The 20283-nt window shown below is 69.2% G+C and carries 9 protein-coding genes; 7 read left to right on the top strand and 2 right to left on the bottom strand.

The genetic code is table 11. The features are described 5' to 3' along the window. The first annotated feature begins 19 nt into the window (after nt 1-19). The 7 genes from ACY48E_RS04625 to ACY48E_RS04655 all read left to right on the top strand — a co-directional run bounded on the left by ACY48E_RS04625 (nt 20) and on the right by ACY48E_RS04655 (nt 13612). The gene (locus ACY48E_RS04625) at nt 20-1426 is read left to right on the top strand and encodes an FAD-binding oxidoreductase (protein WP_462870926.1); all 1407 of its coding nucleotides are present in this window, start codon (nt 20-22) and stop codon (nt 1424-1426) included. Then, nucleotides 1423-2187: a decaprenylphospho-beta-D-erythro-pentofuranosid-2-ulose 2-reductase gene (locus ACY48E_RS04630; RefSeq protein ID WP_462870927.1), complete on the top strand. Its 765-nt coding sequence runs from the start codon at nt 1423-1425 to the stop codon at nt 2185-2187. Before ACY48E_RS04625 ends, ACY48E_RS04630 begins: the two co-directional genes overlap by 4 nt. Nucleotides 2188-2194: 7 nt before the next feature. After that, nucleotides 2195-4126 carry an arabinofuranosyltransferase gene (locus ACY48E_RS04635; RefSeq protein ID WP_462870928.1) on the top strand — a complete coding sequence of 644 codons (1932 nt, stop codon included), beginning with the start codon at nt 2195-2197 and terminating at the stop codon, nt 4124-4126. Nucleotides 4127-4260: 134 nt separating this feature from the next. Further along, the gene (locus ACY48E_RS04640; protein ID WP_462870929.1) at nt 4261-5958 is read left to right on the top strand and encodes a glycosyl transferase; all 1698 of its coding nucleotides are present in this window, start codon (nt 4261-4263) and stop codon (nt 5956-5958) included. Next, on the top strand, nt 5955-9125 hold the full coding sequence (locus ACY48E_RS04645; RefSeq protein WP_462870930.1) for an arabinosyltransferase domain-containing protein: 3171 nt from the start codon (nt 5955-5957) through the stop codon (nt 9123-9125). The genes ACY48E_RS04640 and ACY48E_RS04645 overlap by 4 nt, the downstream gene beginning before the upstream one ends. Before the next feature lie 35 nt (nt 9126-9160). Then, nucleotides 9161-12487, top strand: a complete 3327-nt coding sequence (locus tag ACY48E_RS04650; RefSeq protein ID WP_462870931.1) for an arabinosyltransferase domain-containing protein — start codon at nt 9161-9163, stop codon at nt 12485-12487. A 183-nt stretch (nt 12488-12670) separates the two neighbouring features. After that, complete coding sequence (locus ACY48E_RS04655) at nt 12671-13612, top strand: hypothetical protein (protein WP_462870932.1); 942 nt, start codon at nt 12671-12673, stop codon at nt 13610-13612. Nucleotides 13613-13683: 71 nt separating this feature from the next. On the opposite strand, the gene ACY48E_RS04660 is transcribed toward ACY48E_RS04655, so the two are convergent. After that, on the bottom strand, nt 13684-15228 hold the full coding sequence (locus tag ACY48E_RS04660; protein ID WP_462870933.1) for an acyl-CoA carboxylase subunit beta: 1545 nt from the start codon (nt 15226-15228) through the stop codon (nt 13684-13686). A gap of 10 nt (nt 15229-15238) precedes the next feature. After that, entirely contained in the window at nt 15239-20230 is a 4992-nt protein-coding gene (gene pks13 / locus ACY48E_RS04665) for a polyketide synthase Pks13 (RefSeq protein ID WP_462871222.1), read from the bottom strand. Between the last annotated feature and the right edge of the window lie 53 nt (nt 20231-20283).

Raw genomic sequence — 20283 nt, forward strand, 5'->3', positions numbered from 1 at the left:
GGCTGTAACCTGATCAGCGATGTCCACCACTGCTGATCTGCCCACCACGACCCAGACCCTGAGCGGCTGGGGTCGTACCTCACCTGCCACCTCGCAGGTGCTCACCACCGCCGATCCGGAGCTGATCGCACGGGCGGTCGCCCGCGTGGCCGACGACAACGAGGGAAAGCCCGCCCACCTGCGGCGCGGCGTCCTCGCCCGCGGCCTCGGCCGGTCCTACGGTGACAACGCTCAGAACTCCGGCGGTCTCGTCGTCGACATGACGGCCCTGCGGACCATCCACAGCATCGACGCCTCCACCCGCATCGTCGACGTCGACGGCGGGGTGAGCCTGGATCAGCTGATGCGCGCCGCGCTGCCGCTGGGCCTGTGGGTCCCGGTGTTGCCGGGCACGCGCCAGGTCACCATCGGTGGAGCCATCGGCTGCGACATCCACGGCAAGAACCACCACAGCGCCGGCAGCTTCGGCAACCACGTGCGCTCGATGGACCTGCTCACCGCCGACGGCGCCATCACCACGGTGCTGCCCACCGGCCCCACCGCTCCCGTCTTCTGGGCCACCGTCGGCGGCAACGGGCTGACCGGCATCATCATGCGGGCCACCATCGAGATGACCCCCACCGAGACGGCGTACTTCATCGCCGACGGCGACGTCACCCGCAGCCTCGACGAGACCATCGACTTCCACAGCGACGGCAGCGAGTCCGACTACGACTACTCGAGCGCGTGGTTCGACGCCATCGCCGCGCCGCCCAAGCTCGGCCGCGCCGCCATCTCCCGCGGCTCACTGGCCACACTCGACCAGCTGCCGGCCAAGCTGCAGAAGGATCCCCTGAAGTTCGACGCCCCGCAGCTGCTGACGTTCCCCGACATCTTCCCCAACGGCCTGGCCAACAAGTACACCTTCGGGCCCATCGGAGAGGTCTGGTACCGCAAGTCCGGTACCTACCGCAACAAGGTGCAGAACCTGACGCAGTTCTATCACCCGCTCGACATGTTCGGTGAGTGGAACCGCGCCTACGGTCCCGGCGGCTTCCTGCAATACCAGTTCGTGGTGCCACCCGAGGCCGTCGAGGAGTTCAAGAAGATCATCATCGACATCCAGCGCTCGGGGCACTACTCGTTCCTCAACGTCTTCAAGCTGTTCGGGCCGGGCAACGACGCACCGCTGAGCTTCCCGATGGCCGGGTGGAACGTGTGCGTGGACTTCCCCATCAAGGACGGTCTGAGCGCCTTCGTCACCGAACTGGACAAGCGTGTGCTCGAGTTCGGCGGGCGGCTGTACACGGCCAAGGACTCGCGAACCACGGCCGAGACCTTCCACGCGATGTACCCGAAGATCGACGAGTGGATCAAGGTCCGCCGATCCGTCGACCCCACAGGCGTTTTCGCCTCCGACATGGCCAGAAGGTTGGAACTGCTGTGACGATAGACGCCGTCGGCAACCCCCAGACGATCCTCGTTCTCGGTGGCACCAGCGAGATCGGCCTCGCCATCACCGAGGAGTACCTCAAGCAGGCGCCGGCACGGGTGGTCCTCGCCGCGCTGCCGAACGACCCCCTGCGCGAGAAGTCGGTGGCGCAGCTGACCGCGGCGGGCGCGAAGTCCGTCGAGCTCATCGACTTCGACGCCGTCGACACCGACGCGCACCCGAAGGTGATCGACGCCGCGTGGGACGCGGGCGACGTGGACGTGGCGATCGTCGCCTTCGCCGTCGACTTCGACCCCGAGGAACTCTGGCAGGACCAGCGCAAGGCCGTGCTGACCGCCAACATCAACTACACCGCATCGGTGTCGGTGGGCGTGCTGCTCGGCGAGAAGATGAAGGCGCAGGGTTACGGACGCATCATCGTGATGTCGTCGGTGGCGGGCGAGCGGGTGCGGCGGTCGAACTTCGTGTACGGCTCCACCAAGGCCGGGCTCGACGGGTTCTACCTCGGGCTGGGAGAAGCGTTGCGCGAGTTCGGACCTCGCGTCACCGTCATCCGCCCCGGCATGGTGCGGACCAAGTTCAGCGAGCACGTCAAGGAAGCGCCGCTGACCATCGACAAGTCGGATGTGGCCAAGCTCGCCGTCGCATCGTCGCGTAAGGGCACGCCGCTGGTGTGGGCACCGGGTCCCTTCCGCTACGTGATGATGGTGCTGCGCCACATTCCGCGGCCCATCTTCCGCAAGCTCCCCATCTAGAACCGCATTGCGGGCATCAGCACAGGGCGCGGCGCGGACAGCACCTCGAGCCGTACGCACTGCACGTACGACGGCGCTCGAGGCCGTCGCCGCCACCGTCGTCGCGGCACTGGTGGCTGCGATCGGGCTCTACGCCATGACGTTGGTGCAGTGGCCGGCGTACACGGGCTCCAACGTCACCCGCGCCCTCACCACCGTCGGCCAGGTGGCCGCCGCAGCGGTGATCGCTGTGTCGGTGTGGCTGATGCGGGCCGGCCGAGCACCGGTGATCGCGAAACTTTTCTCGTGGGTGGGCGTGTCGGCGCTGGTCACCGTCACCCTCGGGATGCCGCTGGCCGCCACCAAGCTCTACCTCTTCGGTGTCTCGGTCGACCAGGAGTTCCGCACCGCCTACCTCACGCGTCTGACCGACTCCGCCGGGCTGCACGACATGACCTACGCCGGCATCCCGCCGTACTACCCGGCCGGGTGGTTCTGGCTCGGCGGACGTGTGGCCGACGCTCTCTCGCTGGCGGGCTGGGAAGCGTTCAAGCCGTGGGCGATCGGTTCGCTGGCCATCGCGTCGACTCTCGCGCTGGTGCTGTGGACGCAGCTGGTGCGTCGTGACACAGCGGTGCTGGCCGCGGCCGGGGTGAGCGTGTTCGCGCTGGCGTACGCCTCCCCCGAGTCCTACGGCGCGGTGGTCGCGGTGCTGATCCCGCCGGTGCTGCTGCTGGCGTGGGGAGCGCTCGCGCGCTTCGGATCCGGCGGCTGGGCCGCCGCGGCGGGGGTGGGGATCTTCCTCGGCGTGGCCGCGACCTTCTACACCCTCTACTTCGGCTACGCCGCCGCAGCCGTGACGCTGATGGCGGCGGTGGCCGCTGCCATCGCGGTGCGGCGCAGCGGCTCGTGGCGCGCGCTGCTCACCCCCGCCGCCAAGCTGGCCGTGATGGCGGTGATCGCCGCGGTGATCGCCGTGACGGTGTGGGGGCCCTACCTGCTCGCGGCGCTGCGCGGCACCCCTGCCGCCGCCGGCACGGCGCTGCACTACCTGCCCGACAGCGGAGCCGAGCTGCCCCTGCCGATGCTGCAGGCCTCGCTGACCGGGGTGGCGACGATGATCGGTACGACCTGGATCCTGTTGCGCATCAGGCACTCTCGTCGAGCGCAGGCGTTGGGCATCGGTGCGGCGGCGGTCTACGTGTGGGCTCTGGCCTCGATGGCCGCCACCGCTGCGGGCACCACGCTGCTGGGCTTTCGCCTCGAACCGGTGCTGATCCTGATCCTGGGCGCTGCCGGGGTGTTCGGCACCGTCGAGGGGGCGAGGGCGATGTACCTGGCCACCAACGAGTCGCCGCGGGTGCGTCTGGTGCTGGTGAGCCTGGCCGTGCTCGGCGCGCTCGGGTTCACCCAGGACATCCCCCGCATCCTGACCACCGAGATCACCGTCGCCTACACCGACACCGACGGCAACGGTGAGCGCGCGGACAAGCGGGAGCCGAACTCGGCGTCGTACTTCCCCGAGATCGACCGGGCGCTGCGGGAGGCGACGGGGCGTCCTGCGCGCGAGAACGTGGTGCTCACCGCCGACACCACCTTCCTGGCCTACTACCCCTACTACGGCTTCCAGGGGCCCACCTCGCACTACGCCAACCCCCTCGCCGAATACGCCGCCCGCGCCGACACCATCGAGCAGTGGTCGATGGCCGCCACCCCTGACGAGTTGATCAGTGAACTCGATTCCTCGCCGTGGCGCGCGCCGGATGCGTTCCTGGTCCGCCGCGCGACAGCCGACGACGGCACCGCCACCTACACGCTGCGCCTGGCTCAGGACGTCTACCCCAACGACCCGAACGTGCGCCGCTACACGGTGACCTTCGACGCCGCGGTGTTCGACGACCCGCAGTTCCGTGTGCAGGACATCGGCCCCTTCACCCTCATCACCCGGATGCGCCCATGACCTCCGGCCGCACCCCCGTCGCCTCCTCGGCCCACCGGTCCGCGCCCCCCCGACCGGCCCTCGACCAACCCGGTGATCACGGGGTGCCGAGGGAGGCCGAAGTCGGGCGAGGGGGCATTGGGAGCAGCCGACGTGTGGACGCCGTCGTCGCCGCCGTGTTCACCGCCCTCGCATTCATCGTGCTCTCGCGCCAGTGGGCCGAGCCGCGGGCAACGGTCCTGACCCTGAGCGGTCAGGACCAGACCATGTGGGAGTGGTTCTTCGCCGCGACCGCGCACGCGGTGACCACGCTCGAGAACCCGCTGTTCTCGACGCTGCAGAACGCGCCGTCCGGGGTGAACATGATGGCCAACACCGCGATGCTGGGCCTCGCGGTGCCGATGACGCCGATCACCGTGGTGTTCGGGCCGGCCGTCGCGTTCGTCGGCGCGCTCACCGCCGGGCTCGCCACCACCGCCTACGCCTGGTACCACCTGCTCTCACGAGTGGCCGTCACCTCGCGCACCGCCGCCGCGCTCGGGGGCCTGATCTGCGGGTTCTCCCCCGGCATGATCTCCCACGCGAACGCCCACCCCAACTTCGTGTTCCTGATGGCCCTGCCGCTGATCGCGCTGGCCACGGTGCGGATCGCGCGGGGCGAGCAGGTGGCGCGCAACGCGGTGATCGCCGGTCTGCTCGCCGCGTGGCAGGTGATGCTCGGTGAGGAGCCGCTGCTGATCGGCGCGGTCGCGGGCGCGGTGTTCGCCGCGTCGTACCTGCTGCTGCGGCCCAGCGCCGCCGTCGCGATGCTCACCCGCCTCGTCCCGGCCGCGCTCGGCGCCGCCGCGATCGCCGGTGCGCTGGTGGCCTGGCCGGTGTGGTGGCAGTTCAACGGCCCGGAGTCGTACTCGTACCTCGATCACGAACTGCCGGGCAACGACCTGCTCGCCATCACGTCCTTCCCGCCCACCGCACTCGGCGGCACGTGGTTCCCGGGGCCCGATCTGGCCATCAACGGCACCGAGCAGAACGCCTACCTCGGCTGGCCGCTGCTGGCAGTGACGGCGGTGTGCGCGGTGTACCTGTGGCGGTCCGTCTCGGCGCGAGCGGCGGCGGTGACGGCCGTGGTGATGATCGTGCTATCGCTCGGAGCTGTGCTCAGCATCGGTGGTACCCCGACGACGGTGGATCTGCCGGGCAAGCGGGTGCACACCTACCCACTGCTCGAATCGGTGCTCGAGACTCGCTTCGTGCTCGCGGCCGTCCCGGCCATGGCGCTGATCATCGCCCTGGCCGCCGATCGGGTGATCGCCTCGCGCGTCGCGGCCAGAATGCTCACCTTCGCCGCCGTCGTCGCCGTGGCGCTGGTGCCGCTGGTCCCCACCCCACTGCCGGTCAGCGATCGCGGACCCATCCCCGAGTTCTTCACCGACGGCTTCTGGCGCGACTACGTCGACGACGGATCCGTGGTGGTGGTCCCCGTCCCCAGCCCCAGTGACGCCGACGCGCTGCGCTGGCAGTACGAGAACGGCTCGGAATTCGCGCTCGCGGGCGGATACTTCGTCGGACCGAGCGACGACGATCCACACCTGGCCCGCTACGGCGCCCGCAACCGTGAGACCGCGCTTCTGCTCGGCGATATTCGCAACACCGGTGTCGCCATCACCGCCACCGCCCAGCAGCGGGCAACCGCGGTGAACGACCTGAAATTCTGGAGGGCCGACGTCGTGGTGCTACCGCCGGGCAAGAACGTCGCTGCGCTGCAACGCAGCATCGACAGCCTCCTCGGGTTCAGCGGCCGACGCGTCGACGGCTCGATCGTGTGGGACGTGCGGCAGCTGGTGCGCGCATGAGGACCGCGCGCATCGTCGCGATCGTCACCGGAATCCTCGGCGTACTGGCGGCGATCGTCACCCCGCTGCTACCGGTGCAGCAGGACGACGCGTCGATCAGCTGGCCGCAGGCCGACTCGCTCACCAGCGTGCAGGCCCCACTGGTGAGCTACGCACCACTGCGCGTGGCGGCCACCGTGCCGTGCTCGGTGGTCGCCGCGGCCACCCCCGGCGCAACCCTGGTCTCCACCGTCGCCCCCGACGCCCCCGACGCGCGGGCCAAGGGACTGCAGATCGTCCGCACCGACCTCGGGGCCGACGTGGTGCTTCGCGACCGCGTCCTGACCAGCGTCCTCGCAGGTGAGCGGTGCACCGACCTCACCGTGGTCTCCGACGGCACCCGCACCGTCGCCACCCTCACCGCCCCCGGCCTCGAGCCCCGCGTGATCGGCGCCGTCGAGGCCGACGTGCGCCCCCAGACCGTGGGTGTGTTCACCACGCTCACCGGCCCCACCCCGCCGGGGCTGGCGGTGACCGTCGACATCGACTCCCGCTTCTCCTCCACCCCCTCCGTCGCGAAGATCCTTGCGATCGCGCTCGCCGTGGTCGCCACGATCGCATCCCTGATCGCACTGCACGTCCTCGACGGCACCGACGGTCGGCGGGCCCGGCCGGTGCTGCCGCGGCGGTGGCGTCCGCGGGCAACGGACGCCGTCGTGGTGGCGGTGCTGGCCGTGTGGCACGTGGTCGGCGCCAACACCTCCGACGACGGCTACCTGCTCACCATGGCGCGGGTGTCGGAGAAGGCCGGTTACATGGCCAACTACTACCGGTGGTTCGGCGTGCCGGAGGCGCCCTTCGGCATGCCGTACTACGACATGTTGGCGCTGCTGACGCGCGTGTCGACGGCCAGCCCGTGGATGCGTCTTCCGGCCCTCGTCGCCGCACTGGCCTGCTGGTTCCTCATCAGTCGCGAGGTGATCCCCCGGCTGGGCATCGCAGTGCGCACGCAGCGCACCGCAGTGTGGACCGCCGCGCTGGTGTTCCTGGCCTTCTGGCTGCCGTTCAACAACGGGTTGCGCCCCGAACCGATCATCGCGCTCGGCGCGCTGCTGACCTGGTGCTCGATCGAACGGGCCATCGCCACGGGCAGACTGCTCCCGGCCGCGGTCGCGGTGATCGTCGCCGCGTTCTCCCTCGCCGCCGGCCCCACCGGGCTGATCTGCATCGCGGCGCTGCTGGCCGGCACACGACCACTGCTGACGCTGCTCGTGCGGCGCGCACGCACCGTCGGATTCGCCGCGCTTCTCGCGCCGCTGCTCACGGCCGGCACCGTGGTGATCGCGGCCGTGTTCGCCGACCAGACCGTGGCCTCGGTGCTCGAGGCCACGCGGGTGCGCTCGGCCGTCGGCCCCAACGTCAAGTGGTTCGACGAGTACTACCGGTGGAACGCCCTGCTCGCCATCTCTCCCGACGGGTCGCTGGCACGCCGGTTCGGGGTGTTCGTGATGCTCCTGTCCCTCGTCACCGTCGTGATGGTGATGCTGCGTCGAGGTGGGCACATTCCCGGTACGGCAATTGGCCCGTCACGTCGAATCGTGGGCATCGTGGTCGGCGCGCTGGCGCTGATGATGTTCACCCCGACCAAATGGACGCACCATTTCGGCGTGTACGCAGGATTGGCGGCCTCGCTCGCCGCACTGACCGCGGTGGCGGTGGTCTCGGTCACCGTCCGATCACCACGTAACCGCACCCTGTTCACCGCGGCGGTGCTGTTCCTGACCGCCCTCGCCTTCACCGGGTCCAACGGCTGGTGGTACGTCTCGAGCTACGGCGTGCCGTGGTTCGACAAGCCACCCTCCATCGCCGGCAAGGGCTTCGCGACTCTGCTGCTGGGGCTGACCGTGCTCACCCTCGCCGTGGCCGCCGTCCAGCACCTGCGGGCGCCCTTCCGCCCTGCGGAGCAGGCGCACCCGCGTCGCTTCTCCGGCGCTGCTCTGCCGGTCATCGCCGCGTTCGTGGTGGCCTTCGAGGTGCTCTCGCTCCTCAAGGGCGCGGTCAGCCAGTACCCCGCCTACTCGGTGGGCCGATCCAACCTCGACGCACTCGCCGGCCAGAGTTGCTCACTGGCACGCGACGTCGAGGTCGAGCAGGACCCCACCGCGTCCGTCCTGCCCGCCCTGCCCACCCCCGGCGTGGGCGCGGACCACCTCGCCGGGAGCGAGAGCGCCGGCTTCACCCCCGACGGCGTCGCGGCCGATCTGACCGCCGACACCGAGAACACCACTGTCGGCGGCGCCAACTCCATCGACACCACCGACGGCAAGACCCGCTCGCTAAACACCGCCGGGACCAGCGGTGGATCCGAGCAGGCCAGGGGCGTCAACGGGTCGCGGGTGAGCTTGCCGTTCGGACTCGATCCGGCGACGGTGCCCGTGCTGGGCAGCTACAGCGACGGCCCGCAGGGCGCCGCGAGCCTGCGAAGCGGGTGGTACGCGCTGCCCACCGACCGGCGCACCTTCCTCGCCGTCGCCGTCGCCGGGCGCATCTTCTCCGTCGACAAGGACGGTGTGGTGACCCCCGGACAATCGCTACAGGTGGAATTCGCGCGCATCGACGGCGACGCGGTGCGATCCCTCGGAACCGTCGTCCCGCTCGACATCGGACCGCAGCCGTCGTGGCGCAATGTGCGGGTGCCGGCCGATCGCATCCCGGCCGAGGCCAACGCCGTGCGACTGGTCGCCGACGATCCCGACCTGTCCCCGAATCAGTGGCTCGCCGTGACCCCGCCGCGTATGCCGATCACCCGCTCGCTCGACGACGTGGTCGGACGCACCGCCCCGGTGCTGCTGGACTGGTCCGTCGGACTCGCCTTCCCGTGCCAGCGACCGTTCGATCATCGTGACGGGGTGGCCGAGGTGCCGCAGTGGCGAATCCTGCCCGACCGCATCGGCGCCGACTCCACCAACGCGTGGCAGGACGCCATCGGCGGCGGCCCCCTGGGGTGGACGCCGCTGCTGCTGCGGGCGGACACGGTGCCGTCGTATCTGCGTGACGACCTCGCTCGGGACTGGGGTTCACTGGAGAAATTCACCGCAATGGACCCCTCGGCCGTTCCGGCCCGGGTGGATGTCACAAAGAGTGATGTGTCTGGTTTGTGGTCTCCAGGATTAATCAAGTACCGATAGACGGTTTTGCATCACGGTCGAATAACATCCAGTCCGTGTCAGATGTCGTATCCCTCTCGCCGGCCGCGGCGGAGCGCCCGAGCAACCCCGCGGCCGACGTGGACTACCGCGCCCAGTACCGCACGACCCGCCTCGTGGCGATCGTCGTGGGTCTGCTCGGAGCCCTCTTCGCGGTCCTCACGCCGTTCCTGCCCGTCACGCAGACCACCGCCACGGTGAATTGGCCGCAGAACGACCGCATAGCCGACGTCACCGCGCCCCTGATGTCCCAGGTGCCCGACGACATCCGCGCCTCGGTCCCGTGCGCCGCGGTGCGCGCGCTCCCGGCGGCCGGCGGCATCCTGCTCTCCACCGCCCCGGCGCGCGGTGACGGCGCCCCTCTGAACGCCATGTTCGTTCGTGTTGGCGCAGACAACGTCGACGTCCTCGACCGCAACGTCGTGGTGGCCACCGCGCCGCGCGCCGAGGTCGCCTCGCCCGCCTGCACGTCGATCGAGTTCACCTCGACCATCGACGCCACCACCGCCGCCTTCACGGGCCTGACGGACCCGCAGGGCGCCCCGCGGGCGGGGTCGCTGCCCGGCGACCTGCGCCCCCAGGTGGTGGGCGTGTTCAGTGACCTCAGCGGCCCTGCCGCAGCGCAGCCCGGACTGTCGCTGACGATGACCGTCGACTCGCGCTTCACCACCAGCCCGACGCTGATCAAGCTCACCGCGATGGTCCTGGCGGTGCTGTGCACGCTCATCGCCCTGATCGCGCTCGGTCGTCTCGACGGCACCGACGGACGCGGGCACCGCAACTTCCTGCCGCCGCGGTGGTGGAAGTTCAACGGCGTCGACATGACCGTGGTCGGCACACTCGTCGGCTGGCACTTCATCGGAGCCAACACCTCCGACGACGGGTACCTGCTCACCATGGCGCGGGTGTCGGAGAAGTCCGGCTACATGGCCAACTACTTCCGCTGGTTCGGTGTGCCCGAGGCGCCCTTCGGCTGGTACTACGACGTGCTGGGCGCCTTCGCGCGCATCTCCACCGCGAGCCCGTGGATGCGCCTGCCCGCCCTGATCGCCGGAATCGTGTGCTGGCTGCTGATCAGCCGCGAGGTGGTTCCGCGTCTGGGTCGCGCCGTCAGGATGAGCAACGTCGCGGTGTGGACCGGCGGACTGGTGTTCCTGGCCTTCTGGCTGCCCTACAACAACGGCCTGCGCCCGGAGCCCATCGTCGCGCTCGGCGCGCTGCTGACGTGGTGCTCGATCGAACGCGCCATCGCCACCGGCAGGCTGTTACCGGCCGCCGTCGCCGCCATCGTCGGCGCATTCACGCTCGCTGCGGCGCCCACGGGCCTGATGTGTGTGGCCGCGATCCTCACCGGCATCCGGCCCCTGACACGCATCGTCGTCCGCCGCCACCGCCAGGTGGGCACCCTCGCCCTCATCGCTCCCATCGCGTCGGCCGGGTTGCTGGTGCTCATCGTCGTCTTCGGCGACCAGACCTACGCCGCCGTCATGGAGTCCACCCGGGTTCGCACCCTCATCGGCCCCAACGAGCCCTGGTACAACGACTTCCTGCGGTACTACTTCCTGTCCGTGCAGACCGTCGACGGTTCTCTCGCACGGCGTTTCGCGTTCCTGACGATGCTGCTGTGCCTGTTCACCGCTGTCGTGGTGCTGCTGCGCCGCAAGCGCATCCCCGGCGTCCCGTCGGGGCCGGCGTGGCGCCTGATCGGCGTCGTCTTCGGAACCATCTTCTTCATGATGTTCAACCCCACCAAGTGGACCCACCACTTCGGGGCCTACGCCGGTATCGCCGGGTCGCTCGCCGCGTTGACCGCCGTCGCGGTGTCGTCGACCGCCCTGCGCACCCGCCGCAACCGCACCATGTTCGCGGCCGGCCTGATGCTGGTGCTGGCGTTCTCGTTCTCCGGCATCAACGGGTACTGGTACGTCTCGAGCTACGGCGTGCCGTGGTTCGACAAGACCGTCGCACTGGCGGGCATCCAGTCCAACACCGTGCTGCTGGTGCTCTTCGCGCTCGTCCTCGCCCTCGCGGGCTGGCAGTACCTGCGTGAGGGATTCGCGCCGCCGCAACCACGAGCAGGCACGGTGCGCGGCCGCCGGATACGCAAGTTCGCCGCCGCGCCACTCACCGTCGTCGCCGGCCTGATGGTGCTCTTCGAGGTGCTCTCGCTTGCCAAGGGCGCGGTCACCCAGTACCCCGGCTACTCCCTGGCCCGCTCGAACATCGAAGCCGTCTTCGGCGGCAACAGTTGCGGCCTGGCCAACGACGTCCTCGTCGAACCCAACCCCAACGACGGCATCCTCACCCCGCTGCCCGATCCGGCGAACCCCGCCGACCCCGCCACCGGACCACTCGGTGGTGCGAACCCGACGGGCTTCTCCCCCAACGGCATTCCCACCGACATCAGCGCCGACGCCGTCGAGGTCAAGCCCGGACAGGGCAACACCGCGCAGCAGAACATCGGCGCCAACTTCGAGAAGGGCCAGTCCTCGGGCACTGCCGGCGGCATCGGCGCGATCGGCGTCAACGGCTCGAGCGCCAAACTGCCCTTCGGCCTCGACCCCGCCACCACTCCCGTCCTCGGGTCCTACCAGGACGGGGTGCAGGAACCCGCCAAAGCCACCTCGGACTGGTACGGCCTGCCCGCAGCCGGTGAGGATCGACCGCTGATCGTGGTCAGCGCCGCCGGCCGTATCTTCTCCCGCGATCCCATCTCCGGCGCCATCACTTACGGCCAGTCGCTGATGGTCGAGTACGGCAAGCGCAACGCCGACGGCACCATCACCCCGCAGGGGATGTACATGCCGCAGGACATCGGCCCCGCCCCGTCCTGGCGCAACCTGCGCATCCCGCGCAGCGCCCTGGCACCCGATTCCGACGCCGTTCGCATCGTCGCCAACGACCCCATCCTCATCGGCGACCAGTGGTTGGCCTTCACCCCGCCACGCGCGCCGAAGCTGCAGACACTGCAGTCCTACATCGGCAGCACCCAGCCGGTGCTCCTCGACTGGGCCGTCGGGCTGCAGTTCCCGTGCCAGCGACCCTTCGACCACAGCGCCGGTGTCGCCGAGGTGCCGAACTACCGCATCCTCCCCGACCGTCCCCTCGCCGTGTCCTCCACCGACACCTGGCAGGCCGCGGAGAACGGCGGGCCCCTCGGCTTCACCCAGATGCTGGCCAGTTCCACCACCATCCCCACGTACCTGCGTGACGACTGGGCCCGCGACTGGGGTTCCCTCGAGCGCTACGACCCCTACTTCCCCGACGCCACCCCCGCCACCGTCGACACCGGCACCGCCACCCGCTCCGGCCTCTGGCAACCCGGCACCCTCCGCGTCTTCTAGGGCGGCGGGTCTGTGTACCCAATGTGACATTTGGTCACCTCTGCTGACCAAATGTCACATTGGGTACAGCCGGACGCAAGATTGCGCAAGGGCGACCGGGTGATCTCTGGATAGTCCAGACGGTTGTCCACAGGCTGAGGTTGTGGGGCTGTGTACGCGGGCCCGCCAAGGCACGCTGATCCGATGAGATATTCGCTGACCACCATGCTGCGCGAGTGCAGCGCTGACGGAATCATCGCCACTGCGGCCATCAAGGAGCTCGGCGTCAGGCCCAACACCATCGTCGCCGAGTGCGCACCGGGCGGGCGTTGGCAGCGGATGCTCCCCGGAGTTGTATTGCTGCACAACGGTATTCCGTCGCATCGGCAACGACTACTCGCGGCTCAGATCTATGCCGGCGACAAGGCCCTCTTCACAGGGCACGCTGCCCTGGCACTGCATGGGTACGCAGTGACCGAGCGTGATCGCATACACATGCTCCTGCCACAGGAGCGGTTCAGGGCCTCGGCCTCGTTCGTGCTGATCGAGCGCACGTGGCGCCCACCGAAAGCCGTGGTCCGAGACGTGTTCGACTGCGCACCGGTCGACCGGGCCGTTCTCGACTCCAGTCGTCGGCTGACCAACCGCAACTCCTGCCGAGCCCTTCTCAGCGCCGTGGTGCAGCGCGGTGACGCGTCGGTATCGGGGTTGATGGCCGAATTGAACGCTGGTAGCGACCGTGGCAGCGCCCTTTCCCGCTCGGTGCTGCGTGAACTGGGCGCCGATGCCCACTCTGTCGCGGAAATCGCGGCGCAACAGCTCTACCGCGAACACGACCTACCCGCGATGGTCCACAACGTCGACGTGTTCGACGTCGACGGGCATTTTCTCTGTCGCCCGGACGGCTGGATCGACGACATCGCCCTCGCCTGGGAGATCGATTCCCTCCAACATCACCTCACGCCGAGCGATCACGAACACACCCTCGCCCGTCGTCAGCGAATGGAAGCTGCGGGAATCGTGGTCGTCACTCACTTGCCGCGCCAGATCCAGCGCGAACCGCGCACGGTGATCGCGCACCTCTCGGCCGCAATCGGGCGCGCTCGCTCCCGCCCCCGCCCTAACCTACGGGTCCGCAGCCGCTAGTAGGCGTACCCAATGTGACATTCGGTCATCTCAGGTGACCGAATGTCACATTGGGTACAAAAAAACCGGGGCTAGACGGGGAAGAGGAAGTGCTTGCGGGGCTGGGCGGTGTGGGGCTTGTCGCGCAGGATGCGCAGGGCCTGGCGGATCTGCAGGCGGGTTTCCGACGGCTTGATGACAGCGTCGACGTAGCCCCGTTCGGCGGCGATCCAGGGGGTGGCGACGTGCTCGTTGTAGAAGTCGATGAAGGCCTGGCGGACGGCGGGGGCGTTGTCGCCGGCCTCGGCGATGGCCTTGCGGGCCATGATCGCCGCGGCACCCTCGGCGCCCATGACGGCGATGCGGGCTGTGGGCCAGGCGAAGTTGATGTCGGCGCCGAGCTGCTTGGAACCCATGACCGCGTAGCCGCCGCCGTAGGACTTGCGCACCACCACCGTCACCTTGGGCACCGTCGAGGTGACGAACGCGAAGATGAAGCGACCGCCGCGCTTGATCACACCCACGCGCTCCTGGTCGAGCCCGGGCAGGAAACCGGGGGTGTCGGTGATCAGCACCAGCGGAATGTTGAAGGCGTTGCAGTTCCAGATGAACCGCGCGGCCTTGTCGGCGCTGGCCGCGTCGAGAGCGCCGGACAGATGCAGCGGCTGGTTGGCGACGATGCCCACCGGCCGGCCGTCCACACGGGCGAAGCCGGTGATCACGTTGTGCGCGGTCTGGGCGGTGACCTCGAAGAAGTCGCCGTCGTCGAAGATGCGCAGCAGGATGTCGTGCATGTCGTAGCCGGCGTTGTCGGCGTCGGGCATGAAGGTGTCCAGGAACAGGTCGTCCTCGGTGATCTCCGGTTCGAGGCCCGGGTTGATGATCACCGGCTCCTCGTTGCAGCTCGAGGGGAAGTACGAGAGGTAGGTACGCACCCACTCGAAGGCGGCCTTCTCGTCGGCGGCCACATGGTGCACGTTGCCGTTGATGGCCTGCTGACGCGCCGAGCCGAGATCGTGCAGACTCACCTCCTCGCCGGTGACCGACTTGATCAGGTCGGGACCGGTGACGAACATGTAGGCCTCTTCGGTGGCCACGATGATGTCGGTGTTGATCGGGGCGTAGACGGCACCGCCGGCGCACTTGCCGAGGATCACCGAGATCTGCGGACACACACCGGACAGCAGTTCCTGGCGACGACCCAGCTCGGCGTACCACGCCAGGGAGGTGACGGCGTCCTGCACGCGAGCGCCGCCGGAGTCGTTGATGCCGATGCAGGGGCACCCGACGGACGCCGCGAACTCGATGATGTGCGCGACCTTGCGGCCGAACATCTCGCCGACGGTTCCGCCGAACACCGTCTGATCGTGGGAGTACACCGCGACCGGACGGCCGTCGATGGTGCCGTGCCCGGTGACCACCCCGTCGCCGTAGAGGGCCTTCGGGTCGCCGGGGGCACGGACGAGCGCTCCGATCTCGACGAACGATCCCGGATCGAGGAGCATCTCGATGCGCTCGCGGGCGCTGGGTATGCCCTTCGCCGCCCGCTTCGCGACGGCAACCTCACCGGCCGGTTCGCGGGCGAGCTCGAGCCTGTCGCGAAGCTGCTCCAACCGGTTCGCTGTCGTGGCGCTCACGCTCGTCGTCTCACTTTCCCTGGGCCGCAAAGGTGAGAGCGTTCAACTTCACGCTCAGGTCTGCACCGATCTTCGCAATGTACGGCTCGTCGATCACGGCAAGGTGGTCGCCCCCGATGTAGACGACCTCGAGGTTGTCGGTGTACGGGCCCCACCCACCATCGGGTCGGCGCTTGCCGTAGCGCGGCTCGAGCGCAATCGCGTCGTCGTGGTACTTGTCGGCCATGTAGAGAGTGACCTGGCCCCCGTAGTGGCCCGGGTCGGCGGTCTGAATGGCACGGTTGTCCAACCACGATGTGCGTTGGTGCTCGATGATGCCGCTGGGCACCTTGTTGCCGCTGAGCTTGAGCATGTCGAGGACGATCCTGATCTGACCCTCGTCGTCCGCCTCGGCGAGCTTGTCGAACGGCAGCGGCATCTCCACGTTGTAGAGCCGCTCACCGACCTTGGCGTAGCGCTTCCACCGCTCGGCGACCTCGTCGGGGTCCTCCGGGATCGGTTCGTACGGGAAGACCGTGTCGATCAGGCCGACGACGCGCACGTCCGCACCCTGCTCGCGCAGCAGCCGCGCGACGGCGTAGGAGAGCACCCCACCGAGCGACCAGCCCACCAGCACGTAGGGGCCATCGCCCTGGATCTCGCGCAGGATCGGGACGTACTCCGCGGCCCGGGCGTCGATCGATCCCTCGCACCGTTCCAGACCGTACATCGGGGTCCCTGCGGGCAGTCGACGCAGCAGCGGCTCGTACACCACGCACGAGCTACCGGCGGGATGGAACACGAACACCGGCACGGCGTCGGAACCCTCCTCGCGCGCCCGCAGGGTGCGCACCAGACCTTCGACCTCACCGGACTCGAGGAACTCGCGGACGGTGTTCGACAGTGACTCGATGGTTTCGGCGTCGAGCACGTCGTCGACGGTGATCTCGCCGTCGACGCGCTCGGACAGCCGCGTCGCGAGCTTCTCCGCCGTCTCCTCCGGCAGCACCGGGAGGGTGTTGAAGATGCCCTTGGCCGACTCGCCGGTGACCACCGCCCACATCGCGAACGTCAGGCGCTCGGCCGCGTCGCGGGGCGCGACGTCACCGGCGTTGGTGTCGACGACATCGCTGAGATCGGGGACGGTCGCCGAGCTGTAATCCGGCTCGGCGGAAACCTCGGCCGTCACAGTGACATCGGACGCCTCGGAGGCGGTGGCGTCGGACGCCTCGGCGACCGCAGCGGCGGCGGCGGCCTCCTTCTCGGCAGCGAGAGCCGCGAGGTCGATGACATCGGCCTCGCCCGACGACCCGTTCTGCTGCGCTGCCAGCGCAGCCACCTCGTCCCGGTTCTCGACGGCGTAGCGCAGGTACTTCTCGACCTCGCGCAGGCTCGCATCGCGCACCGCCTGCAGTTGCAGCTGCGGGATGTCGAACTCGTACTCCACGCGGTTCTTGATGCGCGTCGCCATCAGGGAGTCCAGGCCCAACTCCACCAGCGGAACCTCCGGCGGGAGATCCTCGACGGCGTAGCCCATGGACTCGGCGACGATGATCGCCAGACGCTCCGACAGCGTCTGGGTGCCCTCCGGATCCCAGCGGTCGGCGACCGAATCGAAGGTCTCGTCGGTGGGCACGACGTCGTCGTACGCGCTGCTGGTCCCCGCGGTGGGCGACACAGCTGCGGCAGGGACGGCGGCGGGCACAGCGACCGCCTGCTCGCCCACCACGCCCTCGGCTGCGCCGACCGTGCTGCCGGCTGCCCCCACCACGCCCTCGGCGACGAGCACGAAGTCCGCGCCGACACGGGCGTGCACGGTCAGCGACGCCCCACCGAGATGCGGGGTGAGCGTGGTGGTCAGCGTGGCGTCGGGCGCGATCGGAGCGCGTGAGACCACCGACCCGACGGTGACGTCGGTGAGCACCTGATCGGCCGCGGCGCGTACGAGACCGCCGAGGTCGGTGACCGCCGACGCGGAGGTCTGCCACACGTGTCGACCGTCCGGCAGCGCGACATGGGCACCGGGAACACCGCCCACAGCGATGGTTCCGTCCGGCACCGCCGAACCCATGAGAGTGACGCGCGAGTCGATCCACAGCGGCTTGCGGACGAACGCGGTGCGCGGCAGGTCGGCGTAGGCACCGGGTCCGTACAGCGTCGGCAACGACACCGCGTGCCCGTGGACGTACAGGGTGGCCAGGGCTGCGAGGAAGGTCTCGGGCTCGGACTCCTTGCGCTTGAGCACCGGCACCAGCGTCGCGTCGGGAACACCGGCGTCCCAGGCCGTCGCGCCCACGGACATCAGGGCGATGGGATTGGGCGCCAGTTCCACGAAGGTGGTGTAGCCGGATTCGACGGCCTGGCGCACCGCCTGCGTGAAGTACACCGGGTAGCGCATGCCGGTGGTCCAGTAGTCCAGACCGTGGATCGGCTCGTGCCCGGGTCGGTAGTACGCCTCGCGGTGGACCGAGGAGAACACACCGATCTTCGGTGGGGACGGCTCGATACCCGCCAGCTCCGCCGTGAGTTCACCGAGCAGGGGGTCCACGGCCGAGGTGTGTCCGGCGCCGCGCACGTCGAGCACGCGACCCATCTTGCCGAGCGAGACGGCGAGGTCGACCAGCTTCTGCACCGACTCGGCCGGGCCACCGACAGTGGTGTGGGTGGGGGCTGCGTACACACTGGGCTCGACGCCGGGGAACTGATCGGTCATCTCGCCGATGTCGGCGGCGGAGTACTCCACCAGCGCCATCGCACCGGTCCCGGTCTCCTGCGCCTCGGCGAGCAGGCGTGAGCGGGAGTAGATGATGCGAACCGCGTCCTCGAGACCGAGACCGCCGACGGCGTAGGCCGCCGCCACCTCGCCCATCGAGTGCCCGATCACCGCGGCCGGACGTGCACCGTAGTGGGTGAGGGTGTCGACGAGTGCAGCCTGGATCGCGAAGATCGCCACCTGCGAGTTCTCGAACTCGTACGTCAGCGAGTCGTCGAGGACGATCTCGATGATCGAGTACCCGGCCTCGTCGACGATGAGCGCGTCCACCCGATCGAGGGCTGCGGCGAACACCGGCTCGGCCGCATACAGGTCCTTGGCCATCAGGCGGTGCTGGGCACCGAAGCCGGAGAACACCCACACCGACTCCTTGGATGCGGGCGAATCCGCGGAGAACACACCACTCGACGGCTTACCGGCGGCGACGGCACGCAGACCGGTGATGGCCTCCGCGTGGGTGCGAGCGAGCACGACGGCGCGGGATCGGCCGTGGTTCCGCGAGGCGAGGGTGCGTGCGATGTCGACGAGCGGGGTCACCGAACCCGTCTCGGTCTCGAGCCAGTCGGCGAGATCGGACGCGGCCCGGCGACGACGCGACGGCATGGCAGCCGACACCGCCAGCAGTACCGGCCGGGGCTCGGCGTCGGGTGTGACCTCGACGGCCGGTGCCTCGTCGGCCGTGGGCACGTACTCGCGGACGACGACGTGGGCGTTGGTTCCACCGAAGCCGAAGCCGGAGATCCCGGCCACGGCGACACCGGAGTACCGCGGCCAGTCGGCACCGGTGTCGACCACCTTCAGATGTGCGGACTCGAACGGGATGTACGGGTTGGGGCCGGCGTAGTTCAGGGACGCGGGCAGGTGATCGTGATGCATCGAGAGCACCACCTTGATCAGCCCGGCCGCACCGGCAGCCGCCTCGAGGTGCCCGAAGTTGGTCTTCGCCGAGCCCAGCAGCACCGGCTTGTCGTCCGCACGTCCGCGGCCGACCACGCGACCGAGTGCATCCGCTTCGATCGGGTCGCCGAGGATGGTCCCGGTGCCGTGCGCCTCGATGTAGTCGATTCCGGAGGGAACGATCCCGGCGTCGCGGTACGCGTCACGGAGAACGTCGGCCTGGGCATCGGGATTGGGAGCCGCGAGGCCGTTGGAGCGGCCGTCCTGATTGACGGCGCTACCGGCGATGACCGCGTAGATGGTGTCACCGTCGCGTTCTGCATCCTCGAGACGCTTGAGCACCACGATGCCGCCGCCCTCGGAGCGGATCATGCCGTCGGCGTCGGACGAGAAGGCCTTGATTCGACCGTCCGGCGCGAGCACGCCCGTGGCCGCGAAACCGAGGGTGGCCGGCGGCGCGAGGAGCATGTTGACCCCGCCCGCGAGAACCACGTCGGATTCCCCGTCACGCAGGCTGCGCACACCCTGATGGACGGCGACCAGCGACGACGAGCACGCGGTGTCGAGCGTGACCGAGGGGCCACGGAAGTCGTAGAAGTACGACACACGGTTGGCCACGATCGCGGTGGAGGTGCCGGTGAGGGCGTAGGGGTGCGGCTCGGAGTCACCGAGTGCCAGCATCTGGTAGTCGTTGGTGGAGCTGCCCATGAACACACCGGTTCGGCTGCCCTTGAGCTCGTTGGCCGGGATGTGCGCGTGCTCGAGCGCCTCCCAGGTGAGCTCGAGCGCCAAGCGCTGCTGCGGATCGACGTTGACGGCCTCGCGCGGGGACATGGCGAAGAACTCGTTGTCGAAGCCCTTGACGTCGTCGAGGTACCCACCCTTGGTGACGGTGGTGGCGAGCAGATCCCGCACCCGCTGATCCGCCGTGAACTCCGCCCACCGCCCCTCCGGCAGGTCACCGATTCCGGAGCGGCCGGCGTCGAGCATCTCCCACATCGACTCGGGGGTGGCGCCCGCACCGGGGAACCGTGTGGCCAGGCCCACGACCGCCACATCGTGGGCGCGGCCCGACGGTGCGGTCAGGTAGAAGTCGTCGTCGGTGCCGGCGCCCTCGGGCTCACCTTCGATGATGCGGGTGGCGAGCATGGCGATGGTGGGGTGCTGATAGGCGACGGTGGCCGTGAGGGTGACCCCGACCAGATCCTCGATGTCCCCGCTGAGCGCCACGGCGTCGCGCGAGGACAGTCCGAACTCCTCGAGTGGCCGATCGTCGGAAATGGCCGAGAGCGGTTGACCGGTGGCCTCGGCGACCCAGTTGCGCAACCATTCGCGCAACTGCATCACCGTCATGTCGCCGGAGTTACTCTGATCGGCCATTTCTTCACCTCGGTTGTCGGTACAGC

The organism is Rhodococcus sp. AZ1, from assembly GCF_054979605.1.

Coding starts and splice junctions, on each gene's coding strand:
- ACY48E_RS04645 (WP_462870930.1), top strand. CDS start 5,955: ATGAGGACCGCGCGCATCGTCGCGATCGTCACCGGAATCCTCGGCGTA.
- ACY48E_RS04655 (WP_462870932.1), top strand. CDS start 12,671: ATGAGATATTCGCTGACCACCATGCTGCGCGAGTGCAGCGCTGACGGA.
- ACY48E_RS04625 (WP_462870926.1), top strand. CDS start 20: ATGTCCACCACTGCTGATCTGCCCACCACGACCCAGACCCTGAGCGGC.
- pks13 (WP_462871222.1), bottom strand. CDS start 20,230: ATGACGGTGATGCAGTTGCGCGAATGGTTGCGCAACTGGGTCGCCGAG.